Consider the following 26,125-nt stretch of genomic DNA (forward strand, 5'->3'; position numbering starts at 1 on the left):
ACCAATCACCAATCACCAATCACCAATCACCAATCACCCATTACAGCATTTTCATATCCTGAACAAAGCTGGTGTAAATATTACCCTGCAAAAATTGGGAGTTTTCCATAATTTTTTGATGAAAGGGAATGGTTGTCGGGACTCCAGTAATGGCACATTCTCTCAATGCGCGTTTCATGCGGGTAATTGCTGTAGCTCGGTCTGGTCCCCAGACAATTAATTTGCCAATCAGGGAGTCGTAATAAGGGGGAATGTTGTAATCCGTGTATACGTGGGAATCAATCCGCACTCCTGGTCCTCCAGGTGGCAGATAACCAGTAATTTTACCGGGGGCTGGGCGAAAATCATGATCTGGATCTTCGGCGTTAATGCGACATTCAATAGAATGTCCTCGAAGAACCACTTCTTTTTGTGTCAGCTTTAGTCTTTCCCCTTGAGCAATGCGAATTTGTTCAACCACTAAATCTATACCAGTAATCATCTCTGTAACTGGATGCTCAACTTGTATCCGGGTATTCATTTCCATGAAATAGAATTTACCGAATTTGTCTAGAAGAAATTCGATAGTTCCAGCACCGCTGTAGTTAATAGACTGGGCAGCTTTAACGGCAGCTTTTCCCATTTTTTGCCGTAAATCTGGATCAAGAGCCGGACTAGGGGCTTCTTCTAGGAGTTTTTGGTTACGACGCTGAATTGAACAATCTCTTTCACCTAAATGGATCACGTTGCCGTAGTTATCCGCTAAAATCTGAAATTCAATGTGCCGGGGACGTTCAATAAATTTTTCTATATAAACGCCTGAATTACCAAAAGCTGCTCCTGCTTCCCCTTGAGCCGCGAGGAATAGTCTCACAAATTCATCTTCGGAACGGACAAGCCGCATTCCTCTACCACCACCACCGGCGGTAGCTTTAACCATTACAGGATAACCAATTTTTTGAGCGATCGCTAATCCTTCTGCTTCTGATTCTACTAACCCTTCACTACCGGGAACTGTAGGAACACCAGCTTTTTGCATGGTTTCTTTAGCGGTGGACTTATCCCCCATCAGCCTGATAGATTCGGGTGTAGGTCCAATAAAAGCGATATGATGATCTGCACAAATTTCAGCAAATCTGGCATTCTCTGATAAAAAACCATACCCAGGATGAATGGCACCGGCATTGCGCGTTAATGCCGCAGCAATAATATTGGGAATATTCAAATAACTTTTACTGCTGGCAGGTTCACCAATACAAACGGCTTCATCTGCAAGTTGGACGTGCAGCGCGTTTCTGTCAACAGTGGAGTGAACAGCAACTGTGGCAATTCCCATTTCTTCACAGGCACGGAGAATGCGAAGGGCTATTTCTCCTCGATTGGCAATTAATATTTTATCAAATTTCATTTTCGAGTTGCGATATCAGTACCAGTAGATTGACATTTTCTCCTATCCTGTTGACATAAAGCGGTTGCATTACTGCAAATCGTGACAGGAGATTCCCAAACCTCATTCTTAGCAGACTATTGGATTATCTGGCATCTTTGCTAGACCTCTTAATATGACTTGTGCTGTAACTATATTTCTGTTAGTCTCATACCCATTCAAAAAATATTTGGGAAATATTGGAAAAATATTGTATTTGAGAGATTTTTTTATGTTATACTCTAATCTGTGTTCAAAACCGCGCGGATGTGGCGGAATTGGTATACGCGCACGCTTGAGGTGCGTGTGGGCATAGCCCTTGCGAGTTCGAGTCTCGCCATCCGCATTTTTGAATGTAAATAACCCGCTGTTATGTCAGAAAAATGATTATAGCAGCGGGTTTACATTTTTTGATAAAAATCCATATTTTTGATTCTTTGCCAGCTTCTTTAGTGATGCTGGTTTTTGTGCTATTCATAGAAATATATATAAACTTTTGTAAAGAACATTGACTACTACTTTTAATCCCACAAATGATTTAATCTTACCCAGCGCTTGGCATTGTCTAACTCCCATTTGGCAAGGTGGGGAGGAAGCTATTAAACGCGGTTTACCTCACAGTCAGTTAGCTCCTACTTGGCAATTATTGCTTTTGGGTGATGGTTCTCCGACTCGACACGTCCAACTATTGACGGGTGAACCAACGGAGGTAGATGTAATTGATATGTCAGCAATTGGCATGAATACTGATAATGCACCAACTATGATGCAGATGCTACCGGGTCCAAGAGTGCGCCGACAGGTTTGGGTGCGAACTGCTTCCGGTCAGCGGTTATATTATGCTGCTTCTTGGTGGGAAGCAAGTCATGTAGATGAGTATTTACAAAACAAGTCTTTGCCGATTTGGGCAAGTTTAGCGCGGTTACGAACTGAGTTATATAGAGACGTTCAAGGCATTTATTATGGTAACTCAGAAGCGTTAGAGTCAGGTTTTCAGGAACAAGGACCTTTTTGGGGTCGCCATTATTTGTTTTGGCATCATGGACAACCGCTAACTTTGATTTATGAGGTTTTTTCGCCTTTTTTAACTAAATATTTAGGCGCTATGAATTATGAAAGTTAATCCTCTCAATTACTAATCCCCAAAACCAGAGAAAGGTTACATCTACAGCAGTTGCGGAAACTAATAGACTTTTAATGTTTCACCATCAAAAATAATACCAAGACGATAATCACCTATGCGAATCCGATAAGCATTATCATATCCCTGAAGTTTTTTGATATTTGTGATTTCTGCAAAATTTGATATTTCGATTATTTCTTCAAAAGCAAATTTCTTAATAGACTCATAGTAAGGTGTACTTTTGAGCGCTTTTAAATCTTTAATAAAACTTGGTAGATACTGGGTATTCACTCTTTTTCTAATTCCGCTAAAGCTTCATTTAAATGTAATGGTGTCTCATTTTCTACTTCTTTCATGGCTAGAATAAGTCCTTCATCTTCTATAGCTTCTAGCAACCTTAGATAGTCGTGAAAATCCATGACTACTTTTTTGATATTACCTTCAATATCAGTAATCAATTCTTGAGCGAATGGATATTGATTAGTTTGCATTTTGTTTATATAGGATTAGTATTTTACTATTTACATTTAATGTAGCATATTTTTATCAAGCTGAATTTGGGTCGTTCTTTTATTCCTGATAATTACGATAACGGTTACTTTAGTGTTAATTCAACTTTGATAAAATGTTTTTAGCATTCACTAAACTAATTACTTTATCTTCACTACTCTTTTATGCCACTAATTCTTCCTTTTATACTTCAGACAGTCCTACCTGTCCTCAGTACCATTTTTGCCCTTTTAGTTCCTGTATTGTCTGCTGTTCTAAGTTTTACCATCACTCGTATCCCCAAAATTCTTTCCTATATTCGACTCATTCTCATTTTATATTCAGATATTGATTCATCTGCTAGAGAATTTGTGGCTATAATATATCATCTCAATAAATTATAGTGCCAACATGATCAATAATCAACCTATTTGCATTTCCCTATTTACAGGTGCTTATGGCTTAGATTTAGGACTAGAACAAGCAGGATTTCATACTGTTAGTGTAGTTGAAAAAGACCGTGATGCAGTCAAAACAATTGCTCTTAATAGACCTTATCTCCAAGAAAGTGCTATTCCCAGAGAATTAGAAAAAGTTACTTCTCAAGAATTACTAGAAGAAGGCGGAAGAGTTTTAAATTTAGGTCGTGCTTTACTTCCAGGAGAAATAGATTTAGTCACGGGTGGTCCCCCTTGTCAGCCATTTAGTACCGCAGGAAAACGGGGTTCAGTTATGGACCCACGCGGGAGTTTATTTATGGATTTTATCCGCATTGTCAAAGAAGTCCAACCCCGATTTTTTTTAATGGAAAATGTCAGAGGTTTACTTTCTGCTTCTTTGCGTCATCGTCCTATTAATCAAAGAGGAAAAGATTACCCAGCTTTGGAACTTGATGAAATGAATGGTGCAGCTTTAAAAGTAGTTTTAGCAGAAATGAAAGAATTAGGCTACAACGTAGTTTACAACCTTTTAGAAGCAGCAGATTATGGTGTTCCTCAAAATAGATCCCGTGTAGTTTTTATTGGTTCTAGAGATGGTGAAACTGCTACATTTCCTCTAGCTAAATATAGTAAAGATGGGAAAATTTTACCAAAGTGGAAAACTTTAAAAGATGCGTTAACAGATTTTGTAGATATTGAACCAGAATTTATTAGTTATTCAGAAAATCGGCTCAAGTTTTTAAGATTATTAGCAGCGGGACAAAATTGGAAAAATTTACCAGAAGGATTACAAAAGGAAGCAATGGGAGGTGCTTATAATTCTGGTGGGGGAAAAGTTGGTTTTTACAGAAGACTATCTTGGGATAAACCTTCACCAACTATCACAACTAGTCCCCAACAAAAAGCTACAGATATGTGTCACCCTGTAGAACTTCGTCCTTTAACTGTGAGCGAGTCTGCGAAAATTCAAACTTTTCCTGATGATTGGATTTTTCATGGTTCGATAAGTTCTAAATATAAACAAATTGGTAATGCAGTTCCGGTGTTACTTGCGAAAGAACTTGGTGAATATCTGATTAATTCAATGCAGGGAAATCAACCAAAAGGGAAAGAAGTTACTGAACAACTCTCTCTATTTTCTTTAGCGAATTTACTTTGCAGCTAACTCAGCCAATTTATGATCATATTCAAGATGAATCATATCCCCAAATTCTTTACCAGCTATGGGAGGAATTTTATAATTGTCATATCCATCACAAGCTATACTAGAATTTAATCCCTTATTTGTGTTTCCTATGGTTGTAAGTGCTTCGACGACCAAAATCACTTGGGAACTCTTACCCGAAGACTTCGTTTTAGACGATGAATCTGTGGATAATGTCAATCAACCCAGTCTAGCAGCCGCACTCACGGAAAGCCTAGAACTGGCTGGTAAACTTCCAGAAACTGCCATCGCTACCACCAATTACGGCATCTGTGCCACCGTAAATGGTAAATTTGTCATCAAAGCCCCTGACTGGGCTTACGTGCCGCAAATTACAGTGTCTAGAGAACAAATTCAACGCAGTTACACCCCCCATAAACAGGGACAAATTCCTGCGGTGGTCATGGAATTTCTATCTGATAGCGATGGTAGTGAATATTCTAATAAACACACTTATCCCCCCGGAAAATGGTTTTATTATGAACAAGTTTTACAAGTTCCTAACTACATCATTTTTCAACCAGATATCGGTGAATTAGAAATATATCACTTGTATGAAAATGGACACTATAAATTACGATCTCCAGATGAAAATAACCGTTACTGGTTAACTGAAATGGAATTATTTATTGGTGTTTGGCAAGGAAAACGCGAAAACCGTCAAGGTTACTGGTTACGTTGGTGGGATCAAGATGGTAATTTGCTATTTTGGGGTTCTGAGTTAGTGCAGCAAGAACGACTTGCTAAGGAACAAGAACGACTTGCTAAGGAAACTGCCCAACAAGAAGCGAATCAAGAACGACTTGCAAAAGAATCTGCCTTAAAACGCTTGGAAGAGTTAGAAAAACGCCTTCGAGATGCAGGTATTTCCGACTAACTTCCATTGACATCCCCGACTTCTTCAAGAAGTTGGGCGATCAAAGATCCCCAACTTGTACAATATAAAGATAGATTGTTGCGAATTGTATAGTTAAGGATTATAGCTGTTATGGCTGCTGCCGTTTTCATCGAAAATCTCAAAAAAAGCTACGGTAATGTAGTTGCAGTTCAGGATGTTTCCTTTCAAGTCCAACCTGGAGAAATATTTGGTTTACTAGGACCCAATGGGGCTGGAAAAACAACCACTCTCCGGGCTTTGTGTACCCTGACAACCCCTGATGCTGGCAAAATTGAAGTTTCCGGCATTTCGGTCTTAGATCACCCCAAACTAGCCCGACAAAAGCTAGGTTATGTCGCCCAGGAAGTAGCTTTAGATAAAGTCCTAACTGGCCGGGAGTTACTACAATTACAAGCCGCACTTTATCATCTTCCCGGTGCGCTGATTAAACAGCGAATTAACACTATTTTGGATTTACTGGGTTTACAAGAATACGCAGATAAAAAAACCGGCACTTATTCCGGTGGTTTACGTAAGCGGCTAGATTTGGCTGCGGGTTTACTCCACGCGCCGGATGTTTTAGTATTAGATGAACCCACCGTAGGCTTAGATATTGAAAGCCGGGTGATAGTCTGGGATTTCCTGCGTCAATTGCGGGCTGCGGGAACTACCGTTGTGATTACCAGCCATTATTTAGAAGAAGTGGACGCTTTAGCTGATAGATTGGCAATTATAGATAGAGGTTTGGTTATTGCTAATGGTACACCATCTCAGTTAAAAGATCAGGTAGGAGGCGATCGCATCACTTTAAGAATCCGCGAATTTTCCCCCAGTGAAGAAGCCGAAACCGCAAAAAATCTTTTAGCGGCTTTACCTTTTGTCCAAGAAATCATCATCAACAGCGCTCAAGGTAACTCCTTAAATTTAGTAGTCACCCCCCAAAATGACGTTTTAATAACTATTCAACAGGCGTTAAATAATGCCAATTTACCAATTTTTGGCATTGCCCAATCTCGTCCTAGTTTAGATGATGTCTACCTAGCTGCCACCGGGAAAACCTTAATGGATGCTGAATTAGCCGCTGTCGCTAATCGTGATCCTAAAGCTGAAAAGAAGCAAAATATGAGATAGAGGGAACAGGGATTTTCTCGTTCCCATACTCTGTATGGGAATGAATTCCAGAAGGCTCTGTCTTCCATATTTAGACGAAAAAGCCAAACAGCTAAATGCTAATTTTGAAGCAAGTGAGGTTATCGGCATCTGGTTTGTCATAGTCCTGAATTTGAGAAAGTTTGCGTAAAATTAACTCTTCCTTATTCAAAACTTAACTTTTTTGTTGTTCACTGAAATTAAATTCACTTTTTGCTGCAACATTAAAATTCCCCCCCATTACCTTGAAGTGAAAAGGCTTGGGGGATTATTTGTTAAAATATCCTAAACTTAGGAATAAATCCTTTGAGCAAAAATCCCCAACAATTAAGTAATATTAGTTACTCTCGCGTTATCCATCTCAGCCATCGAATTGATACAAATATACCCACATGGACTGGTGATCCTTCCGTAGAATTTACCAGTGTTGCAAAAATTCAAGATGATGGTTATTACTTACGACGCTTTGCATTGGGAGAACATAGTGCCACTCATATTAATGCCCCCAATAGTTTCTATCCAAACGGTGCAAGTATTGACCAATATCCAGCATCATCATTAATATTACCTGCTATAGTTATCAATATTTGCGAACAAGCGGCAGTGAATGCTGATTATGTCTTGACTATTAGCGATATCCACACTTGGGAAACTGAATTTGGGGAAATTCCCCCAGGTAGTTTAGTGATACTATATACTGGTTGGCAAGAAAAATGGTTAAATCAAAAAGCGTTTTTTAACCAAGATAAATATGGCAAAATGCACTTTCCCGGTTTTAGCTATGATGTAACTGAGTTTTTAATTACACATAAGCAAATTACCGGAGTGGGCATTGATACTCACGGTGTAGATTCTGGGCAGGATACCAATTTTACTATTAATCGTTTGCTGCTGGAGCGATCGCTAATTGTGATCGAAAATCTCACCAATTTAGATCAGTTACCACCCCAAGGTACTACCTTAATCATTGGGATTCTTAGGTTGAGCGGAGGTTCTGGTTCTCCCGCTGGGATAATAGCATTATTTTAAATTTCTATGCACTTCTGAACAAATAAAGGGGATCTAAAAATAGATCCCCTTTATTGTTTCTAACATAATGCAACTTACAGCGGTTTCCGCTCTTATGAGGTACAAAGTTGAATCATGAAACTCTTGTAGTGCGGGCATCTTGCCCGCTAGATATGTACCTCATAACACCGGGAAGTGCTATATTACTAATTTTTAGCAATACTGCAAGTTAGATTTTGAACTGATTGAGAATTACTGAATGGGAAGTTGCTATTTTTTTAGTCAAGAGTAGAAATTTGATAAATCACACAACTACCCTTGCAACTAACTTTAGCTTGAGAACTGGAGGCTTGAGACTTTGAATTTTAGACTCTTGCCAGCAGTTTTAGATTTCACCATTAACCTGCATTTGATGAACTTGATCTGCCAATTCTTGACAATTTTGGTCATCTAACTTATCAATTGCCAACATTCCCATGAGAATAACTTCTTTTAAAGTTAAGCGAGTTGAATGTGCCTGTTTTTGCACAATCTCCTTAATGATGGGAGATACACCGATTGCTGTACTAGCTCTAGCCACGTTATAAAAGGAAACATTAAAGACTTCGGATAAATCTTAGCACTTTTTGCAAGGTTATTCTACATCCCCGGAATTGATCTACTTTAGTTTCGATAAATCTTTATATGTCTAATCCAGACTATAAATAGCAAACAGACTCAATAATTCTGCAAATCTAACTTTTAAACTACGAGCATAACCCTTATGTAGCAAGCATTTCACAGCTTACTTACTTTGCTGCACATAGTCATGTTACTACAATCACACAATAAAACTACGTATTTTTTATTTGTGTTAATAGTAAAATATTTTCATAAGTATGTATAAATAAACATATTTATGGAAAAAAATAATATGCTATTTTAATCTTATCCAGTAGACTTTCTAGCGTTTTACTTCTATTTTTTTATGAACAAAAATTGATGCTGATATAATTATTTATTAATTTTCCTTACAACTTACATCACAAACCATTCATAATTGTCATCTACCAAAAGTATGAGACTCAAAATTTAGTGGCTCATCAAGGGATAAGACATTGAAAAATGATGTTACAAAGGAATATGCAAAAAGCTGTAAGGCTTATACAGCAAGCTGTGTAAATTCAATAATCCCAAATTTTAGTGTTGATTAATCCTGACGGGAGAATATTTTTAACGATTAATAGGATTTAATAGCGTTGTATTGCTTAATAATATTAAATATTGTGAACTAGCAAAATAGACAGAAATCGAAATCTTCCTGAATTCACTTAGTTAACGCTGTCATCAGAAAAAGTAGTGAATACGCACAAGGAACAAAACAACGACGGGTGAAATTACGTATATTAATGGTAACTTGCATTCTGAATTAACTACAGATGGATTACATTTATCCCTAGCAGGATATCAAGTGTGGCAATTTGCACTTGAGCAAATAGAATATAGAGTTGGTCAAATTTACATTGATATATGCAAATTGAATGTATATTTAAATTGCTAGTTGGAAAAAGGCAAGAGGTAAAAGGGAAGAGAGAATAGGCAAAAAGGCAAAAGTAGTTACCAATTACCTTTTTCCCTGCCTAAAATTAGATAACTAGCAACTTGGGTTATGTTATTTCACAGGTCAGGGTGTAAGAGCTATCACTAAATATCAAATGGTAGATCGGATAAATGATATCGCTTGGCAAGCTCATCAGGGTAGCGTTGCGGCAATTATTCAAGTCTTGAATGAAAGGCTAGTTATGTCTAGTGTCAGAACTAGAGCAGTTTTTGTGAATGGTGTTTTACAACTTTTGTGCGAAGCAGCCACGGTAGAGCAACTGGAGCAATCTACCTTAGTGCCAAAAATTCAACAAATTTTGGACTCGCTTGCACCACGTCACATTCGCCGAGTTAACATCAATAGTCGCATTGTTAAAGAAGAACAATTGCTGTGGTTAGAGGAAATTCACCGTGATACTGATAACCAATTATTATGGTCACAGGAAATTACAGTATCCCAACCAAATTTGTTTAAGTGGTTAATTCCAGATTTAACTGAAGCTGATACCAAATCAAGAAAACCTATTTTAGCGAAACCCCAATCTTTACTCAAGAATCCAGATCAAGGGAAAATTTCGATCAAAACTTTAGTTATCGGGGTTTCTGGTTTATCTTCAGTAATTTTACTAGCTTGGCTGCTAGATTCTTGGTTAGGTAATCCGCTGAAAGATCTCTCACCATTCACAGGTTCTCAATCTTCCCAAACAGCAAACCAAAGTCCACCACAATTGTTGAATCGTCCTCCTAGCCAAAGTTTTTCTATTCCATCTGATGATCCATTTGTAGCCTCTGTGCGACTAGCTAACCAAGCTACTACGGCTGGTAAAACAGCAATAACTTCAACTCAGTGGTTGGAATTAGCTGCTAATTGGCAACGGGCTTCTGATTTAATGAGTCAGGTGTCACCTAGTCACAGCCGCTATCAAGAAGCACGGATTAGAACTAAGTTGTATAAAAAGTTTAGTGAAGCAGCCCAGAAGGCAGCGGAAAAGGGTAAATCGTAAGTTAAATTTTTAACTTCAACTACACACTCATTTCTAACATCCGTTGCATTGGTCCTAGTGCTGCTGTGCGGAGTTCTTCTGGTAAGGTAATTTCTGGGGTGCGATTTTTCATGGCTAAATACAGTTTTTCTAAGGTGTTTAGTCGCATAAATGGACATTCGTTACAGTTACAATCACTTTGCGGGGGTGCGGGAATAAAGTGTTTGTCAGGTGCTAATTTTTGCATCTGGTGAATGATTCCCGGCTCTGTAGCCACGATGAATTCCTGGCTAGGGCTGGTTTGACAATAACTAAGTAAGGCGGCTGTAGAGCCAATAAAGCTGGCGTGACGCAATACGCTGGTTTCACATTCGGGGTGGGCGATCGCTTCCGCGTGAGGATGTGTAATTTGTAACTGGACTATTTTCTTTTCCGAAAAAGTCTCATGGACAATACAGCTACCTTGCCATAACAGCATTTCCCGTCCGGTTTGTTCCATCACATACCGTCCCAAGTTCCGATCTGGGGCAAAAATAATCGGCTGTTCTTGGGGTATTTGCTGCACAATTTTCACAGCGTTGGAACTGGTACAGATAATATCGCTCATGGCCTTGATTTCGGCAGAGCAGTTAATATAGGAAATAACTAAATGATTTGGGTGTGCGTCTTTGAACTCCGCAAATTCTTGAGGAGGACAACTATCTGCTAAAGAACAACCTGCATTGATATCTGGTAACAACACCAATTTATCAGGGTTGAGGATTTTGGCGGTTTCGGCCATGAAGTGAACACCAGCAAAGACAATTACATCTGCTTTCGTATTGGCTGCTGCTCTAGCTAATTGTAAGGAATCACCGATAAAGTCGGCAATATCTTGAATATCGGGATCTTGATAGTAGTGGGCTAAGATCACGGCGTTGAGTTCTGTTTTCAGATCCGCAATAGCAGCAAATAAATCTAATGGGAGAGTCCCTGATTTTGGTTGAGTAAGTGTAGTTGTAAACACAATTAAAAACTGCTTTTAATTACAAATTATTACCTTGTGAATTTAATTATAGTAGTTTTTACCAAAAATAGTGAGGGATTGATCCTAGCAATTTATGTCCAAATCCGGTAGAGTTTCATAAAACCTCGCGGTAAGTGGCAAACGAGCGCGGCTTTAGCTCTGAGAGGCAAGCGACTCCGGCGATTTTAATCGTATTGGTTTTTTATAAGAGCATCCGGTAAGCGTAAAACGAGCGCGGCTTGGCTCCCTGAGATATAAGCGACACGAGGGATTTTAATCCCTGTGGTATGTTAGAATCAAATTGTGAGTAAGAACAAAAAACATCTATGTGTTTAAGCATCCTAGTACGGAGAAATCCCGGCTCCTATGAAACAACGGTTAGGTTCAAGTCCTAACGGCAGTATTGACAAGAAAGAGCGAGTAATGGCAGGGTGTGGAGCGTACCGAGTCTTGGCTTAGTCATGGATTCTGAAAACACTGAAAACAATAAAAGTAAGCGCAATTTCGACACCTTGATTGGCAGTTGTTTTGAGCGTCTAGGCGGCGTTTGGCGGTCGCAGCGAGATTGGATTGGGCTAAACCCTTCATCTAAATCTGTCCGCAAAATCTCAGTGGCTTTAGCCATGAAAGTGTCAAATCCTGGAGATATACGGCTTTTTAAAGTGGCATGACCAGTCAGAAAACTCCATCAAAACCTATCAAAATTGCTGTAATTGGCGATGTTCACGACCAATGGGAAGTGGAAGACGGCATAGCACTCAAGCACCTGGGTGTGGACTTAGTGCTGTTTGTCGGAGATTTCGGGAATGAGTCGGTGGAAGTGGTAAAAGCGATCGCTTCCCTGGATCTTCCCAAAGCAGCGGTAATGGGCAATCACGATGCCTGGTACTCGGCCACTGAATGGGGACGCAAAAAATGTCCTTATGACCGCACCAAGGAAGACTGGGTACAGGAACAATTAGATTTATTGGGATCTGCCCAAGTTGGTTATGGTAAGTTGGATTTTCCGGCTTGGAATTTAACTGTGGTGGGTGGTCGTCCTTTTACCTGGGGAGGACCGGAATGGAGATTTGCCCAAATGTGTCAAGAACGGTATGGTGTCTCTAGTTTGGAGGAGTCCGCAGATAAAATCGTCAAAGTAGTAAAAAGTGTTACTTGTGATCATATTATTTTTCTAGGACACAATGGACCGAGTGGTTTAGGCGATCGCGCTGAGGACCCTTGTGGCAAAGATTGGCATCCCATTGGCGGTGATTTTGGTGATCCTGATTTAGCGGAAGCAATTTCTCAAAGTCTCAACCTGAAGAAAACTGTTTCTTTAGTCGCTTTTGGTCATATGCACCGAACTTTGCGCCATACTAAAAAGCTGCAAAGGAAGGCTGTATTTAGAAGTCCAGAAGGAACTATTTACTTAAATGCTGCCACCGTCCCCCGGATTATTCAGCAAGATGGTGTGAAATTACGGAATTTTTCTCTAGTTTCTTTGGAGGGGGGTGTAGTAACAAAAGCTGCTCTGGTTTGGGTGGGTAAAGACTTCCAAATTGCTGCTGAAGAAGTTTTTTATGATTCTTCAGTTTCAGTAGTGCAAATTTTGTAATTATAGGTTATAATGTTATTTGTCAGTTTTTGTATTCCACAATCCTGGCAAATAATTTGGAGAGGTGGCAGAGTGGTCGATTGCGCCTGACTTGAAATCAGGTGAAGTGAAAGCTTCCGGGAGTTCGAATCTCCCCCTCTCCGTTTTTTTTGGGAAAATAGAGACGTTTGATTAAACGTCCCTACATTTCGATTTTAATTTCTGATTAGGTTGCTTGAGGCTGAAGTAAATTTTCTATGCCTTGAACAACGGTTGCTGATTCAATTTTGTCACCAGCTTTAAGTTTATCTAAGATCTCTCTACCTTCAGTCAGATAACCAAAAACAGCATAACGACCATCTAAAAGATTACGTCCCGCTGGAGTAAGTTCTGGTTCAAACAAAAAGAAGAAAATCTGGGAAGAACCACCATTAGCTTCATTTTCTGGCCGGGCCATCACTAAAGCACCAAAAGAAGAAAAAGGTAAAACCGGCATATCTAAATAACGCCCAGCTTCTTCGAGAGTAGTGCCATAGGTTGGTTCTTTTTCACCTGCGACTAAAATTTCTAAGGGAACAGCCCGGTATTTGCCAGTTTGAGGATCAATAAAACCGGCTTCCTTACCTACAGGATCTCCAGTTTGGAGAAAGTAAGATTCTTCCGAACGGGTGAATTCTAAACCATTATAAAAACCTCGTTGGACCAAATCAACAAAGTTACCAGCAGTCACAGGGGCGCTATAGCCATCTACAACTACAGTAAGATCGCCTTTATTGGTTTTAAAAGCAATCCTAGCTCGTCCCTTGAGTTGGGGTAAGTTACTGTATTCAGCCGGAACTTCAAAGGGGAATTTCGTCACCATTGATTCTTCTAACAAACTAACAAGATTCAGTAATTTAGCTCTGCCATCAAGAATGGGTTCTTTTTGTTTAGTTTTAACAAGTTCTTGCAGTTCTATGATGCCAGATTTCAATTCAGTCATCCAAGCTTGGGCTTGAGGTTGGCGTTCTTCCGGAACGCTTGCTAATATTTGGGAAGGTTTATCGAGTATCCGCAATGCCTGTTTGAGGTCATTATTAACTGCACCCCATCGTTTATTTGCCCGCAGTTGGTTAGAAATGTCTTCTAAACTAGCTTGTAGTTTACGTACAGGTTGATTATCTATCGGCAGTGCATAGCGTAACAGAGCCTTCCCGTCGGTAATTGCGTTTCCCGCTGGTAGTCCAGCGTTACTAGTGGGAGTCCACCCAGCCGTACCTGTGCCTAAAAATATTGTTAATAGCAATATTACCTTTAGGCTGTTCTTCACCCAGGACTTAAATAAGTTCAACATGAAATTTCCCTTTCTTCAGCATCAAAGTGTTGACTGGAAGTAATTCATTGATTATCTTCCCATATTGCGGGACTGGGGGGCAGAGAGGCAGGGGAAGTGGGAAGTAGGGGAAGTAGGGGAAGAAATATTAATTTTGCCTATTACCTGTTGCTTCTTTCCTGACAACTGACCACTGACAATTAACAACTAACAACTTATGGCGCGGGAAGGGTACAATAAATGCCGATTGTCTTGCAAAATTTGAAAGTTTCATGATCTCTAGTAACGACTTTCGACCTGGTGTTTCAATTGTATTAGATGGTTCGGTTTGGCGCGTGATAGATTTTCTTCACGTTAAGCCAGGCAAGGGTTCTGCCTTCGTACGGACAACATTAAAAAGTGTTCAAACTGGGAAACAGTTAGAAAAAACTTTTCGGGCTGGGGAAAGCGTTCCTCAAGCGACTTTGGAAAAAGTGACGATGCAACATACCTATAAAGAAGGCGATGAGTTTATCTTTATGGATATGGAAACTTATGAGGAAGGTAGATTAACTTCAGCACAAATTGGCGATCGCGTCAAGTACCTAAAGGAAGGTATGGAAGTTAACGTGATTCGCTGGGGCGAACAAGTTCTAGAAGTAGAACTACCTAATTCTGTAGTTTTGGAAATTGTGCAAACAGATCCTGGTGTTAAAGGTGATACTGCCACAGGTGGTACTAAACCCGCAATTCTCGAAACTGGTGCAACTATCATGGTTCCTTTGTTTATTGCCCAAGGGGAACGCATAAAAATTGATACTAGGGAAGATAAGTATTTAGGCAGGGAATAATTTTCCTATTTTTTTGATACCAACTGGGAATAGTCAGGCATAAAATCGTTCAACTGAGCGAAGTCCAAAATCTCAAGTTGGTGCTAATGATTTCAATCCCTTTTTTATAGAGGGATTAAATCCCTGCCTTAATTAGAATTTTAATTTAACAGTTAGGTGGAGGTAAAATAATTGTGACATTAGACTTTAATGAAATCCGTCAGCTATTAGTAACTATTGCCCAAACAGATATTGCGGAAGTTACTCTCAAAAATAATGAATTTGAGCTAACAGTCCGAAAAGCTGTCAGTTTTAGCAATAATGCCCAAGGAACGGTTAGTGCTGTAGGGAGTGCCAGTGTAACCCAGTTGCTATCTACAGCGTTACCAAGTTCAATCTCTGAGGGGGGTGTAATCAATAAAGTTGTTGATAATTCATTAGCACAACCTCCTCATTCTTCTTCACCAATTAATCAAAAATTGGTTGAAGTCCCATCACCAATGGTAGGGACATTTTACCGCTCCCCAGCCCCAGGAGAAGCAGCGTTCGTGGAAGTAGGCGATCGCGTTAAAGCTGGTCAAAGTGTCTGTATAATTGAAGCAATGAAGTTGATGAACGAAATTGAAGCCGAAGTCTCTGGACAGGTAATGGAAATTTTAGTTCAAAATGGCGAACCCGTAGAATATGGTCAGCCTTTAATGAGAATTAACCCTGATTAAGACAACTGTACGGGCGAAGCATTTGGAGAACTATTTTTGGCAATGACCGATAATTTATCTTCCAAATGCTTCGCCCCTACTAACAACTGACTAAAGCGGATAATTTTTCTGAAAACTTTCGCGGGTGAGTGGTTGTTGTAATTCCACACCTTCACCCCCTAAAACCTCTAAGGGTTTCCCATTGACTTGAATATATACTTTGGCTTTAGGGTTTAAACTAGTAGCAGTATATACAACTTGTCCCACACGCCCCATCATGGAAGTGCTACCTCCGCCAGTGGTAAAGTTTGCGGATAAATTCACATGAATATCATTGTTTTCGGCTTTTAGTCCCAATAGTTGAGTCCCCTGGGGAATAGTAGTAGAATCTGTGCCTTCACCTGGACCTGCTAATAAGGTTTTAAATGCTGCCTCTAAAACTTGGTTGGGTTGGGTAGCTGCAACTTTAACAGGTTGGGGAACTAAATCCAGCCGATTTTCCTGGGATCTGAGCCAATATATACTAGCAGTCTGTTCATTACCTTGTTGGGTTGTTGATTGCTTGACTGGCTGCTTAATAGTTTGTGAAGAATTGGTAGGTGTGGGAGTATCTGGAGTCTGTCCAGAAAACCAAGCCACACCACCGCTTACTGCTATTACGGCTGCGGAAATAGCTGCTACCGCACCGGCAGAAATACCGTTAGTTCTTTGTTGGTTATTCATATATAAAACCTACTGGATTCAGAATGGAAATAGTAGTAAGATAATTAGCCTGTTTATAAAGGTTATATCTTAAATAGATGCTTTGATTTGTATATAAACTGCTATTGTTAATCACTCCCCCTTCTCACTCCAATTGTAGAGTTATCTTTTCAAGTCCGTCAGCTTTCCCTTTATCTAAATCCTATGGTTTCTGGAAAAACTTTCATCAAACCTCTGCATCCTTCCTATCTGCCCTGGAACGTGCCAGACTATCAATAGCATCCCCTAAGGCTGTGGTCAGACCTTTGCGGGTTTGAGCGTGATTTTCTTGCTCTAGTTTCAAAGCTTGTAATAAACAATCACGTTCTTGAATAACTTCTAATAATTGAGTTTGTAACTCTTCTATAGAATTAAATTGGGCAATTTGTTGCTGAATAGCTGTGGTGCTGTCAGTACCTATTTCAGTATTGACACCTAAAAATTTTTGTTCTTCAGCTTTTACAGATGCTATGGCTTCCTGGTGCATTTTCGTATCTGCACGTCGTTGCTCTGCTTCGGTATTATAAAGTTGTCGCCATTTTTGCGAACTTTCCCAAGCTTCATCTCGTTCACGCTGAAATTTCGTCATCTGTTGTGTCAGAGACTGAATTTCGGCTAACCATTTTTGTGTTAAATGGGTGGAGTTATCAATATTTTCGGTCATTATTTTAGTTAAGTGTAGTTAATAGTTCAGGAGTATGAGCAGGAGGGGAAGGAGTTGCTTTAGGAACAGTTGTTTATCAAAATACAGGCAAAATAATGTAGAATATACCCCATCTACCTATAAAAAATTATCTAATTCATGATTAAGGCACTAAAACTACCCCAAAAATTAATGCTGCTTGGTTCAGGTGAACTAGGAAAAGAATTTGTAATTGCTGCTCAACGTTTAGGCAATTATATCATTGCTGTGGACAGATATGCCGATGCTCCGGCGATGCAGGTGGCTGATTGTGCAGAAGTTATCTCTATGCTGAGTGCTGATGATTTAGAAGCAGTCGTAAATAAACATCAGCCCGATTTTATTATTCCTGAAATTGAAGCAATTAGAACTGAAAAATTACAAGAATTTGAGCAAAGAGGAATTACAGTTATTCCCACAGCAGCGGCGACTAACTACACGATGAACCGCGACAGAATTAGAGAATTAGCACATCAAGAATTAGGAATTAGAACTGCTAAATATGGTTATGCAGTTACTTTAGAAGAATTAATTATCATTTCCGAAGAAATTGGTTTTCCTAATGTTGTAAAACCTGTGATGTCATCTTCTGGAAAAGGTCAATCTGTAGTTAATGACAGCAGCGAAGTCGCAAAAGCTTGGAATTATGCTATTTCTAATTCTCGTGGTGATAGCCAAAAGGTAATTGTTGAAGAATTCATTAATTTTGAAATTGAAATTACTTTACTGACAATTAAACAATGGAACGCACCCACGATTTTTTGTGATCCCATTGGCCACCGTCAAGAAAGAGGAGATTATCAAGAATCTTGGCAACCCGCAGCTATTTCTGAAGATAAAATTTTAGCATCTCAAGAAATTGCCAAAAAAGTTACTGATGCTTTAGGTGGTGCGGGAATTTTTGGTGTTGAGTTTTTCATTACTAAAGATGAGGTGATTTTTTCGGAACTGTCTCCTCGACCTCATGATACAGGAATGGTGACATTAATTTCTCAGAATTTGAATGAATTTGAATTACATCTCCGAGCCATTTTAGGTTTACCAATTCCCCATATTGAACAGTTAGGATTTTCAGCAAGTGCGGTAATTTTAGCTTCCGAAAAGTCTGATTCTATTACTTTTACTGGTGTAGCTGAAGCTTTAGCCGAAAAAGATGTAGATATTAAGTTATTTGGTAAACCTACGGCTCATCCTTATCGTCGTATGGGTGTAGCTTTAGCAAAAGGTGGGGATATTTCCGAAGCTAGAGAAAAGGCTACAAAAGCAGCTAGTCAGGTGAAAATAAATTGATATATTTATTTTTAATATTGAAACTCTATCATGACAACAAACAAAACTTTCGTCCCTGTTGCTTTAACAATTGCCGGTTCTGATAGTGGTGGGGGTGCGGGAATTCAAACCGATTTACGGACTTTTGCTTTTCACTGCGTCCACGGAACAAGTGCTATTACCTGCATTACAGCCCAAAATACTGTAGGAGTCAGCAGGGTTGATGCGATCGCATCCGAAGCTGTTGTCGCCCAAATTCAGGCGGTTTTAGAAGACATTGGCGTACAATCTGCAAAAACGGGAATGTTACTTAACCAAGAAATTATCTTGGCTGTAGCCCAGCAAATAGCAGCTTATAAAATTAATAATTTAGTAGTTGATCCTGTGATGGTATCACGCACAGGAGCGCAATTAATTGATGATGATGCCGTGCAAACTTTACGGAATACTCTGATTCCCTTAGCATCTATTATTACTCCAAATCGCTATGAAGCGCAGATTTTAAGCGGGTTAGAAATTACTTCTTTAGTAGATATGCAAGCAGCAGCGGCAATTATGCATAGGGAATTGGGAGTAAAGGCTGTTTTAGTCAAGGGTGGAGGAATGTCTGGAAATTTGCGGGGTGTTGATGTTTGGTTTAATGGAGAAAAATTGCAGATTTTGAGAACGAAACAGGTAGAGACAAAAAATACTCATGGCACAGGTTGTACTTTATCAGCGGCCATTGCTGCTAACCTAGCTTTAGGTAAAGACCTCTGGACAGCAGTACAAGCCGCAAAAGAATATGTTACAAATGCTCTTACCTATTCTCTAGATATTGGCAAAGGACAAGGACCAGTAGGCCACTTTTTCCCATTATTGATCAAATAAACCAATTTTTTAAAAAGTTGTATTAATCACATATAATTAGTTACTATACTGATAGATTTAATTATTTAATCCCAGAAATACGCAGAAAAATAGTTACGGGCATTTTTCCCTTATTTTTGGGCATAATTTCATCAATAACTATATTCTGCTCCTGATTATCCTTACTCTAACTACTGTATTTTGATACTAAAATATCCATGGAAACAACTACAGGATCTAATTATAGTCAACCACCTAACAACTACCCTCCCTCTGTTCCCCTTTGGGTTTACCGAGAATTGACAGCGGAGTTACAAGCAGTACAATCTAAACTAAATGTAGTTACCAGTCATAATCAAAAATTATCCCAGGAAAATCAACAACTGCGTCAAGAAATAACTAAAGTTATTGAATCTTGCTTAGAACTAAAAAAATTAGTTGAGACTTCAGCACCCAGCCCTCCCGCACCACCGCGTCCTCATAACGAGGAAGAATATCTACCTCAACCTACACCCCGTAATCATCAGGAGGTGAGATATACAAATAAGCCAACCGTGACAACAGCACCTCCACGACAACAGCCTACTACCCCTCGTCGAAAAGCAGTAATAAAAGCTACACCTCCCCAAAACGGTCGTCAGGAGTCTGTTACACCAACAAAAGATGTTAATTTTCCAGTATCAGAAAAAGTATTGATAGAAGAAAAGAAAGTCCGTTATTCTCCTAATCCTCAGTCTCAGACAAAAGGATTAAATGGGTTATGGCTAGTAATTACTATTATATTCATTATGCTAACTGGTTTTGCGGCTGGATATTTAATTGTCCGTCCTTTATTCCAAAATCAGATTCAACCTTCAACAATTAAAAATTAAAAATTAAAAATTAAAAACAATTAGACATTAGGTGGTCAATAATGTAGAGACGTTCCATGGAACATCTCTACAAGGATTCCAGAAGATACACATTTAATTCCTGGAGTATCAAGATTGATTATCTATCAACAGAACCCATAATTACGTCAATACTACCAAGAATAACAACGATATCCGCAACCTTCATTCCCCGCAGTAAATGAGGAAGAATTTGCAAATTGTTGAAATCTGCGGCGCGGATTTTCCAGCGCCAAGGGAAAACATTATTATCACCTACTAAATAAATTCCCAATTCTCCTTTTCCACTTTCAACGCGGGAGTAAATTTCACCTTGGGGAACTTTGAAAGTAGGAGAAACTTTTTTAGCAACAAACTGATAATCAAAAGCATCCCATTCAGATTTTTTCCCAGCCATTATCCGTTTTGCTTCCAGGTTTTCGTAGGGACCACCGGGTAAGCCAGCAATGGCTTGACGAATGATTTTTACAGATTCGCGCATTTCTCGCATCCGTACCATGTAACGAGCAAGACAATCACCAACGGTTTCCCACTGAACATCCCAATCGAAATCATCGTAACATTCGTAGTGGTCAACTTTCCGTAAATCCCATTTCACCCCAGAAGCGCGTAACATTGGTCCAGAAAGTCCCCAGTTAATCGCTTCTTCACGGGTAATAGTTCCCAAACCCTCAATGCGGCGGCGGAAAATCGGGTTATTGGTAACTAAACGTTCATATTCATCAACTTTAGGGATAAAATAGTCGCAGAAATCTAAACACTTATCTACCCAACCATAGGGTAAATCAGCAGCAACACCACCCACGCGGAAGTAGTTGTGATTTACCATGCGGTAGCCAGTGGCGGCTTCCCACAGATCATAAATCATTTCCCGTTCCCGGAATTGGTAGAAAAAGGGTGTTTGTGCGCCCACGTCAGCAAGGAACGGACCAAACCATAATAGGTGGTTAGCAATGCGGTTTAGTTCCAGCATAATCACGCGGATATAGCTGGCGCGTTTGGGTACGGTGATACCTGCTAATTTTTCTGGTGCGTTGACTGTCACCGCCTCATTAAACATCCCCGCAGCGTAGTCCCAACGGCTGACGTAGGGGACGTACATGATTGTCGAACGGTTTTCGGCAATTTTCTCCATTCCCCGGTGTAGGTAGCCTATGACTGGTTCACAGTCAACGACATCTTCACCGTCTAAGGTCATAATTAGTCGCAAAACCCCGTGCATTGATGGGTGGTGAGGTCCCATATTTAGCACCATTGGTTCGGTGCGGGTTTCTATTCTACTCATAGATTTGCTGTTCTCCCGTTGTGGATGTTGTAAATTGACCCGCTAAGATTAACCTGCTGCGATTGTTATTGTCTGCCAAAATTTAGCTTATAGGGATAATTTCTAGATTATCTCTACAGGGTGACGTTGGAGAGAGAATAGCAGAGTCGGTTTTGGACTTGATGTTTTATTTTGTGCCGCTACTTCAATTATTATAGGGAAGCTTGATATATCAGGGATTGAGAATCTGGATTTTTTTTCATGTACCTGGGGGGTGTGGGAATGGGGAGAAATCTTCGCGGTTTGGATGACTAGACTAAAATTGTATCAAGGTCTTGGTGATTTTGCTGATTTTATCCTCGTAGCAACATAGATTTAATTTATAATTACCCTAATTAATATCTATGGCTAAAAAATTACTCATAGAAGTATTTTGTCAATTCAACTAACGATTCCTTAATAAATTGTCTAATATTCCAGCATCTAACCCCAATCAACCTAATGATGAAATTTATCTTACAGATAGATGGTCACATTTGAATAAACTTGAGAAAAAATATCTCAAAGAGGCTATGAAAGCTTATGATAAAATTATAGAATCAGAAGATGATATTCTCAAAATAGCCAATCGGTATCAATTAAATTTTGAGGATATTGAAAGAGCTAAACAGTATGCTTTTGGTAAGGGAGTATTACAAAATCAATTTATCCCTGATTTACGTATGGCTCAAAGTTGGGAAAGAATGACACTAGGAGAAGAAATTGATAGTGATGAGGTTTTACTAAAGCACGAAATTTTGGAATCTGACTTGGTAATTAATCAAGGTTTAAATCAATTAGATGCTCATAAAATAGCTCAAAATGAATACCCTTGGTCTATAATTATAACTAAAGGAGATAAGCAAAAATGAACAGAACATCTAAACAAAAGTTTTTAAAAGCCTTAGATATTTGTCAATCATTAGTTGATTTTAAATATCGTCCTACCAATTTAACCTATCAAGCAATAGAGTTATTTTGTGAAATCGGTAAAAATGCTTTTGAATTATTAGAATTATGTCATAAATATTCTAGTAAAATTGAAAAAATCTGTGATATTATTCATGAATATGGAACAAGTATAGATAATTGGCGTGTTGATTGTCCACTTGGTTTTGGTGCAAAAGATCATTGTAGTTTTTTGAGTTTTTTTCTCAATCTTAATTTTGGCAAATTTGAATATTTCACAGATAATTTTACAACACCTGAACAAATTGCTGAATTATTTAAAGATTGGAAAGAAATTGATTTTAATCCTGTCATTGAAAAGCAAAAAGCAGTTACATTTTAATAAACCAAAAGTATTATCTAAACTTAGTTAACCAAAATTGTCAATTAAGGAGATATCCATGAAAGAATTAATGAAACAACCCTCATCTTGGCTACCAAATGGAATAAACCTGAATCTTTCAGATCAATTTCGTCCTTTTTCCTTTACTGAAGAGTTACAGATTCGTTTAGAGGAACTATTAGAAAAAAATAAAGAAAATTTACTTAATCCAGATGAACAAGCAGAATTATCTGGTTTGTTGGAATTAGAAAAAATTTTCAGTTTTATCAACGCTAAACTCGCTTCTTAATTGTGGTTATTAATAATTCTGTTCGTTTAAATGTCCGTAAGAGGTTGTTTGAAAAGTATTATATGAAACCCATAATCTCCAAAAACCTAACCCCCCTCCCCCCCTTCCCTACAAGGGAATGGGGGTTTTAAAGCCTCTTCCCTACCAGGGGAGAGGTTTGGAGAGGGGTCTGTTTACACATTAAAAACTTTTAAAACATCCTCTAAAAGGGCAAAATATTTGTGTGAATATTGTCATTCACCAGAACGCTCAAATGCAACACCATTTACCATTGATCATATTATTCCCCAATCTTTAGGAGGATCAGATGATCTCAATAATTTAGCTTTAGCTTGTCATCGTTGTAATCAAAGGCGGTATAATTTTAGAAATGGGATTGATCCAGAAACACAAACAGAAGTTCCGTTATTTAATCCTAGAAATCAAAATTGGTCAGAGCATTTTATATGGAAAAAAAATGGGTTAAATATTATTGGAAGAACTTCTATAGGTCGTGCAACTTGTAGTCGTTTTGATTTTAATGATCAAAATTATGATGATGGGTTTATTATAAATTCTCGTCAACTTTGGTTAACAGCAGGCTGGCATCCACCTATTGATGATCGATGGGAAAAAGAATAAACCATGTTTAATTTCTATTAGCCATAATTTTATAATGCAACCAGATTTACAAACACCCCTAGATTTAGAAGAAGTTACATTTTCCCATATTCCCGTTCTCAGTCAAGAAGTGATTACAGGTTTAAATATCCAACCTGGTGGAAATTATTTAGATTTAACCGTTGGTGGTGGTGGTCACAGTCGCTTAATATTAGAAACTGCTGAAGATGTAAAAGTAACTTGTGTTGACCAAGATGAGGATGCTTTAAAAGCCGCAAAAGAGAATTTATCAGAGTTTGGGGATAGAGTTAATTTTATTCATAGCAACTTTGCCAATTACCAATTTATCGAAAATAGTTATGATGGAATTTTAGCCGATTTAGGAGTAAGTTCCTATCATTTAGATAATCCAGAACGAGGTTTTAGTTTTAGAAATACCGCAAATTTAGATATGCGAATGAACCAACAACAATCCCTCACCGCTGGAGATATTATAAATGAATGGGACGAAAAAGAATTAGCGGATATTTTCTTTAAATATGGTGAAGAGAGACTTTCCAGAAGAATAGCCAGAAGAATAGTTGAAAAACGACCATTTAATACTACTACAGAATTAGCAAATGCGATCGCATACTCCGTCTCCCCTAAATATCGACATGGGAGAATTCACCCCGCAACTCGTGTTTTTCAAGCCTTACGAATTGCTGTCAACGACGAATTAAAAGTCCTAGAAACCCTCATAGAAAAAGCCCCAAACGCCCTTATTCCTGAAGGAAGAATCGCAATAATCAGCTTTCACAGCTTAGAAGACAGACCAGTTAAACATGGCTTGAGAAATTCCCCATTATTGAGGATATTGACAAAAAAACCCATAATTGCCACAGAAGAAGAAATAAAACAAAACCCCCGTTCCCGTTCTGCTAAATTGAGAATAGCAGAAAAGAAAAATATAGATAATTGACACCCTTAAACTCCTTCTTCCTTTGCGCCTTTGCTCCTTAGCGCCTTTGCGCGAAACCTTAATCTAGATTTCCCATGCAAACCACCCTCCGTCACCGTCGCCAAAAACTCGCAGAAATTATAGACTTTCCCGCCGTTCTGTGGTCAGGTGGTAGCAGTCCTCGTAACTTCCCCGCCAACACCTTCCCCCACCGCGCCAATAGCCATTTTCTCTATTTCGCCGGAATTCCCCTGCAAAACGCCGCCATTCGCCTAGAAAGTGGCAAGCTACAACTATTTATAGATGACCCCCACCCCGGTAGCGCCTTGTGGCATGGAGAAACCCCCAGCCGGGAAGAAATTGCTGCCAAAATAGGCGCGGATGAAGCCAAGACAATGGCAGAATTAGGAAATTATTTAGAAAATGCGGCGACTTTACCAGTACAAGATGCAACTACTTGGACACAGCAAACCCAACTTTTAAATCGCCGGATTTTACCAAAAAATCCACTGTCAGGAATTGATTTAGAACTAGCAAAAGCCATTGTTTCCCTCCGACTTACCAACGACGCAGCGGCATTAGTGGAATTACGTAAAGCTGCGGCAGTGAGTGTAACAGCCCACAAAGCAGGAATGGCGGCAACACCTTCAGCTAAACTCGAAGCCGAAGTCCGTGCCACAATGGAAGCAGTAATTATGGGTGAAAATATGACCACTGCTTACAATAGTATTGTGACAGTACATGGTGAAGTTTTACACAATAATCATTATTACCACTTTCTACAACCAGGGGATTTACTTTTAGCTGACGTAGGTGCGGAAACCGCGACGGGTTGGGCGGCGGATATTACCCGCACTTGGCCTGTTTCTGGGAAGTTTTCATCTACCCAAAGAGACATTTATGATATTGTTTTAGCCGCCCATGATGCTTGTATTCAAAATATAGCTCCTGGTGTAGAATATGCAGATATTCATCTATTAGCAGCAACTGTAATTGCTCAAGGTTTGGTAGATTTAGGAATTTTACGAGGTAAACCAGAAGATTTAGTAAAAATGGATCTTCATGCTTTATTTTTTCCCCACGGAATTGGGCATCTTTTAGGTTTAGATGTTCATGATATGGAAGATTTGGGAGACATTGCTGGCTATGATCAAGGAAGAAGCCGAAGTAGTCGTTTTGGTTTAAGTTATTTACGGTTAAATCGTCCCTTGCGTGCAGGAATGTTAGTGACAATTGAACCAGGATTTTATCAAGTTCCTGCAATTTTAAATGATCCAAAAACTCGTTCTCAATATCAATACTTAGTCAATTGGGAACGATTAGCACAATTTTCAGATGTGCGGGGAATTCGCATTGAAGATGATGTATTAGTTACACAATCAGGAAGTGAGGTTTTAACAGCCGCATTACCAAATCAAGCCAGTGCTATTGAAGATTTAGTTGCTTGTTAAATATGGTATGCTAAGAGGCTGTTTGAAAAGTATTAGATGAAACCAACAATCTCCGAAACCTAACCCCCCTTCCCCCCTTCCCTACAAGGGAATGGGGGTTTCAAAGCCTCTCCCCGCGTCGGGGAGAGGTTTGGAGAGGGGTTTATTGATACATTAAAAA

General features: G+C 39.1%; 27 protein-coding genes and 2 tRNA genes. 20 read left to right on the forward strand and 9 right to left on the reverse strand.

Translation table 11 applies throughout. The features are described from left to right. Positions 1-40: 40 nt before the first annotated feature. On the reverse strand, positions 41-1,387 hold the full coding sequence (gene accC / locus PN450_RS09495; protein WP_148760908.1) for an acetyl-CoA carboxylase biotin carboxylase subunit: 1,347 nt from the start codon (positions 1,385-1,387) through the stop codon (positions 41-43). Positions 1,388-1,668: 281 nt separating this feature from the next. Here accC and PN450_RS09500 point away from each other — a divergent pair. Then, positions 1,669-1,751, forward strand: a tRNA-Leu gene (locus PN450_RS09500). Positions 1,752-1,913: 162 nt separating this feature from the next. Beyond that, positions 1,914-2,528, forward strand: a complete 615-nt coding sequence (locus tag PN450_RS09505) for a chorismate lyase (RefSeq protein ID WP_271836123.1) — start codon at positions 1,914-1,916, stop codon at positions 2,526-2,528. A 60-nt stretch (positions 2,529-2,588) separates the two neighbouring features. Here the strand turns inward: PN450_RS09505 and PN450_RS09510 are convergent, their stop codons facing one another. Both PN450_RS09510 and PN450_RS09515 read right to left on the reverse strand, forming a co-directional pair. Beyond that, positions 2,589-2,819: a type II toxin-antitoxin system RelE family toxin gene (locus tag PN450_RS09510; RefSeq protein WP_148760904.1), complete on the reverse strand. Its 231-nt coding sequence runs from the start codon at positions 2,817-2,819 to the stop codon at positions 2,589-2,591. Beyond that, positions 2,816-3,019, reverse strand: a complete 204-nt coding sequence (locus tag PN450_RS09515; protein ID WP_148760902.1) for a hypothetical protein — start codon at positions 3,017-3,019, stop codon at positions 2,816-2,818. The genes PN450_RS09510 and PN450_RS09515 overlap by 4 nt, the downstream gene beginning before the upstream one ends. A gap of 409 nt (positions 3,020-3,428) precedes the next feature. On the opposite strand from PN450_RS09515, the gene PN450_RS09520 reads away from it, so the two are divergent. The 4 genes from PN450_RS09520 to PN450_RS09535 all read left to right on the forward strand — a co-directional run bounded on the left by PN450_RS09520 (position 3,429) and on the right by PN450_RS09535 (position 7,716). Then, positions 3,429-4,622, forward strand: coding sequence for a DNA cytosine methyltransferase (locus PN450_RS09520; protein ID WP_271836124.1), 1,194 nt, complete (start codon positions 3,429-3,431; stop codon positions 4,620-4,622). A 130-nt stretch (positions 4,623-4,752) separates the two neighbouring features. Beyond that, positions 4,753-5,538 carry a Uma2 family endonuclease gene (locus PN450_RS09525; RefSeq protein WP_271836135.1) on the forward strand — a complete coding sequence of 262 codons (786 nt, stop codon included), beginning with the start codon at positions 4,753-4,755 and terminating at the stop codon, positions 5,536-5,538. 111 nt (positions 5,539-5,649) lie between these two features. Then, complete coding sequence (locus PN450_RS09530) at positions 5,650-6,669, forward strand: ABC transporter ATP-binding protein (protein WP_271836125.1); 1,020 nt, start codon at positions 5,650-5,652, stop codon at positions 6,667-6,669. 324 nt (positions 6,670-6,993) lie between these two features. After that, the gene (locus tag PN450_RS09535; protein WP_271836126.1) at positions 6,994-7,716 is read left to right on the forward strand and encodes a cyclase family protein; all 723 of its coding nucleotides are present in this window, start codon (positions 6,994-6,996) and stop codon (positions 7,714-7,716) included. A gap of 364 nt (positions 7,717-8,080) precedes the next feature. Here the strand turns inward: PN450_RS09535 and PN450_RS09540 are convergent, their stop codons facing one another. Beyond that, the gene (locus PN450_RS09540) at positions 8,081-8,275 is read right to left on the reverse strand and encodes a hypothetical protein (protein WP_015083627.1); all 195 of its coding nucleotides are present in this window, start codon (positions 8,273-8,275) and stop codon (positions 8,081-8,083) included. Positions 8,276-9,389: 1,114 nt separating this feature from the next. On the opposite strand from PN450_RS09540, the gene PN450_RS09545 reads away from it, so the two are divergent. Further along, positions 9,390-10,280 carry a hypothetical protein gene (locus tag PN450_RS09545; protein ID WP_168696321.1) on the forward strand — a complete coding sequence of 297 codons (891 nt, stop codon included), beginning with the start codon at positions 9,390-9,392 and terminating at the stop codon, positions 10,278-10,280. Positions 10,281-10,299: 19 nt separating this feature from the next. Here the strand turns inward: PN450_RS09545 and nadA are convergent, their stop codons facing one another. After that, the gene (gene nadA, locus PN450_RS09550; protein ID WP_271836127.1) at positions 10,300-11,265 is read right to left on the reverse strand and encodes a quinolinate synthase NadA; all 966 of its coding nucleotides are present in this window, start codon (positions 11,263-11,265) and stop codon (positions 10,300-10,302) included. 667 nt (positions 11,266-11,932) lie between these two features. On the opposite strand from nadA, the gene PN450_RS09555 reads away from it, so the two are divergent. Beyond that, positions 11,933-12,862 (forward strand): TIGR04168 family protein, encoded by a 930-nt coding sequence (locus PN450_RS09555; protein ID WP_015083623.1) that lies wholly within the window; start codon positions 11,933-11,935, stop codon positions 12,860-12,862. A gap of 58 nt (positions 12,863-12,920) precedes the next feature. Continuing rightward, positions 12,921-13,005 (forward strand) — tRNA-Ser (locus PN450_RS09560). A 62-nt stretch (positions 13,006-13,067) separates the two neighbouring features. Here the strand turns inward: PN450_RS09560 and PN450_RS09565 are convergent. After that, a complete protein-coding gene (locus tag PN450_RS09565; RefSeq protein WP_271836128.1) occupies positions 13,068-14,174 on the reverse strand; it encodes a peptidylprolyl isomerase in 1,107 nt (368 codons plus the stop codon). 251 nt (positions 14,175-14,425) lie between these two features. On the opposite strand from PN450_RS09565, the gene efp reads away from it, so the two are divergent. Beyond that, positions 14,426-14,983, forward strand: a complete 558-nt coding sequence (gene efp, locus PN450_RS09570; protein ID WP_015083621.1) for an elongation factor P — start codon at positions 14,426-14,428, stop codon at positions 14,981-14,983. 173 nt (positions 14,984-15,156) lie between these two features. Then, positions 15,157-15,681: an acetyl-CoA carboxylase biotin carboxyl carrier protein gene (accB, locus tag PN450_RS09575; RefSeq protein ID WP_148760888.1), complete on the forward strand. Its 525-nt coding sequence runs from the start codon at positions 15,157-15,159 to the stop codon at positions 15,679-15,681. A gap of 90 nt (positions 15,682-15,771) precedes the next feature. Here accB and PN450_RS09580 read toward each other — a convergent pair whose 3' ends face one another. Together PN450_RS09580 and PN450_RS09585 are read right to left on the reverse strand one after the other, a co-directional pair. Beyond that, complete coding sequence (locus PN450_RS09580; RefSeq protein ID WP_148760886.1) at positions 15,772-16,383, reverse strand: GerMN domain-containing protein; 612 nt, start codon at positions 16,381-16,383, stop codon at positions 15,772-15,774. 205 nt (positions 16,384-16,588) lie between these two features. After that, positions 16,589-17,065 (reverse strand): hypothetical protein, encoded by a 477-nt coding sequence (locus tag PN450_RS09585; RefSeq protein ID WP_148760884.1) that lies wholly within the window; start codon positions 17,063-17,065, stop codon positions 16,589-16,591. Between the two features lie 138 nt (positions 17,066-17,203). Between PN450_RS09585 and purT the strand changes: the two genes are divergently transcribed. From purT to PN450_RS09600, 3 genes are all read left to right on the forward strand, one after another. After that, positions 17,204-18,373 carry a formate-dependent phosphoribosylglycinamide formyltransferase gene (gene purT / locus PN450_RS09590; RefSeq protein WP_148760882.1) on the forward strand — a complete coding sequence of 390 codons (1,170 nt, stop codon included), beginning with the start codon at positions 17,204-17,206 and terminating at the stop codon, positions 18,371-18,373. Between the two features lie 30 nt (positions 18,374-18,403). Then, positions 18,404-19,222, forward strand: a complete 819-nt coding sequence (gene thiD, locus PN450_RS09595; protein WP_271836129.1) for a bifunctional hydroxymethylpyrimidine kinase/phosphomethylpyrimidine kinase — start codon at positions 18,404-18,406, stop codon at positions 19,220-19,222. A 197-nt stretch (positions 19,223-19,419) separates the two neighbouring features. Beyond that, positions 19,420-20,073 (forward strand): hypothetical protein, encoded by a 654-nt coding sequence (locus PN450_RS09600; protein WP_271836130.1) that lies wholly within the window; start codon positions 19,420-19,422, stop codon positions 20,071-20,073. 118 nt (positions 20,074-20,191) lie between these two features. On the opposite strand, the gene PN450_RS09605 is transcribed toward PN450_RS09600, so the two are convergent. After that, positions 20,192-21,376, reverse strand: a complete 1,185-nt coding sequence (locus PN450_RS09605; protein ID WP_148760876.1) for an NAD(P)H-quinone oxidoreductase subunit H — start codon at positions 21,374-21,376, stop codon at positions 20,192-20,194. Between the two features lie 443 nt (positions 21,377-21,819). On the opposite strand from PN450_RS09605, the gene PN450_RS09610 reads away from it, so the two are divergent. The 6 genes from PN450_RS09610 (at position 21,820) to PN450_RS09635 (ending at position 25,965) form a co-directional block, all read left to right on the forward strand. Next, positions 21,820-22,266: a hypothetical protein gene (locus PN450_RS09610; protein WP_213718347.1), complete on the forward strand. Its 447-nt coding sequence runs from the start codon at positions 21,820-21,822 to the stop codon at positions 22,264-22,266. Continuing rightward, positions 22,263-22,685: a hypothetical protein gene (locus PN450_RS09615; RefSeq protein WP_271836131.1), complete on the forward strand. Its 423-nt coding sequence runs from the start codon at positions 22,263-22,265 to the stop codon at positions 22,683-22,685. The genes PN450_RS09610 and PN450_RS09615 overlap by 4 nt, the downstream gene beginning before the upstream one ends. 58 nt (positions 22,686-22,743) lie before the next feature. Next, complete coding sequence (locus PN450_RS09620) at positions 22,744-22,974, forward strand: hypothetical protein (protein WP_168466430.1); 231 nt, start codon at positions 22,744-22,746, stop codon at positions 22,972-22,974. A gap of 219 nt (positions 22,975-23,193) precedes the next feature. After that, positions 23,194-23,595: an HNH endonuclease gene (locus tag PN450_RS09625; RefSeq protein ID WP_271836132.1), complete on the forward strand. Its 402-nt coding sequence runs from the start codon at positions 23,194-23,196 to the stop codon at positions 23,593-23,595. A 34-nt stretch (positions 23,596-23,629) separates the two neighbouring features. Further along, positions 23,630-24,535 carry a 16S rRNA (cytosine(1402)-N(4))-methyltransferase RsmH gene (gene rsmH, locus PN450_RS09630; protein WP_271836133.1) on the forward strand — a complete coding sequence of 302 codons (906 nt, stop codon included), beginning with the start codon at positions 23,630-23,632 and terminating at the stop codon, positions 24,533-24,535. 74 nt (positions 24,536-24,609) lie between these two features. Next, positions 24,610-25,965, forward strand: coding sequence for an aminopeptidase P family protein (locus PN450_RS09635; RefSeq protein ID WP_271836134.1), 1,356 nt, complete (start codon positions 24,610-24,612; stop codon positions 25,963-25,965). Positions 25,966-26,125 lie beyond the last annotated feature (160 nt).

This window comes from Dolichospermum lemmermannii CS-548 (assembly GCF_028330815.1).
Taxonomy (GTDB): domain Bacteria; phylum Cyanobacteriota; class Cyanobacteriia; order Cyanobacteriales; family Nostocaceae; genus Dolichospermum; species Dolichospermum lemmermannii.

Coding starts and splice junctions, on each gene's coding strand:
- PN450_RS09605 (WP_148760876.1), bottom strand. CDS start 21,376: ATGAGTAGAATAGAAACCCGCACCGAACCAATGGTGCTAAATATGGGA.
- PN450_RS09520 (WP_271836124.1), top strand. CDS start 3,429: ATGATCAATAATCAACCTATTTGCATTTCCCTATTTACAGGTGCTTAT.
- PN450_RS09620 (WP_168466430.1), top strand. CDS start 22,744: ATGAAAGAATTAATGAAACAACCCTCATCTTGGCTACCAAATGGAATA.
- efp (WP_015083621.1), top strand. CDS start 14,426: ATGATCTCTAGTAACGACTTTCGACCTGGTGTTTCAATTGTATTAGAT.
- PN450_RS09565 (WP_271836128.1), bottom strand. CDS start 14,174: ATGTTGAACTTATTTAAGTCCTGGGTGAAGAACAGCCTAAAGGTAATA.
- PN450_RS09515 (WP_148760902.1), bottom strand. CDS start 3,019: ATGCAAACTAATCAATATCCATTCGCTCAAGAATTGATTACTGATATT.
- PN450_RS09545 (WP_168696321.1), top strand. CDS start 9,390: ATGGTAGATCGGATAAATGATATCGCTTGGCAAGCTCATCAGGGTAGC.
- PN450_RS09525 (WP_271836135.1), top strand. CDS start 4,753: ATGGTTGTAAGTGCTTCGACGACCAAAATCACTTGGGAACTCTTACCC.
- accC (WP_148760908.1), bottom strand. CDS start 1,387: ATGAAATTTGATAAAATATTAATTGCCAATCGAGGAGAAATAGCCCTT.
- purT (WP_148760882.1), top strand. CDS start 17,204: ATGATTAAGGCACTAAAACTACCCCAAAAATTAATGCTGCTTGGTTCA.
- PN450_RS09530 (WP_271836125.1), top strand. CDS start 5,650: ATGGCTGCTGCCGTTTTCATCGAAAATCTCAAAAAAAGCTACGGTAAT.
- PN450_RS09615 (WP_271836131.1), top strand. CDS start 22,263: ATGAACAGAACATCTAAACAAAAGTTTTTAAAAGCCTTAGATATTTGT.
- PN450_RS09600 (WP_271836130.1), top strand. CDS start 19,420: ATGGAAACAACTACAGGATCTAATTATAGTCAACCACCTAACAACTAC.
- rsmH (WP_271836133.1), top strand. CDS start 23,630: ATGCAACCAGATTTACAAACACCCCTAGATTTAGAAGAAGTTACATTT.
- thiD (WP_271836129.1), top strand. CDS start 18,404: ATGACAACAAACAAAACTTTCGTCCCTGTTGCTTTAACAATTGCCGGT.
- PN450_RS09555 (WP_015083623.1), top strand. CDS start 11,933: ATGACCAGTCAGAAAACTCCATCAAAACCTATCAAAATTGCTGTAATT.
- PN450_RS09585 (WP_148760884.1), bottom strand. CDS start 17,065: ATGACCGAAAATATTGATAACTCCACCCATTTAACACAAAAATGGTTA.
- PN450_RS09580 (WP_148760886.1), bottom strand. CDS start 16,383: ATGAATAACCAACAAAGAACTAACGGTATTTCTGCCGGTGCGGTAGCA.
- PN450_RS09635 (WP_271836134.1), top strand. CDS start 24,610: ATGCAAACCACCCTCCGTCACCGTCGCCAAAAACTCGCAGAAATTATA.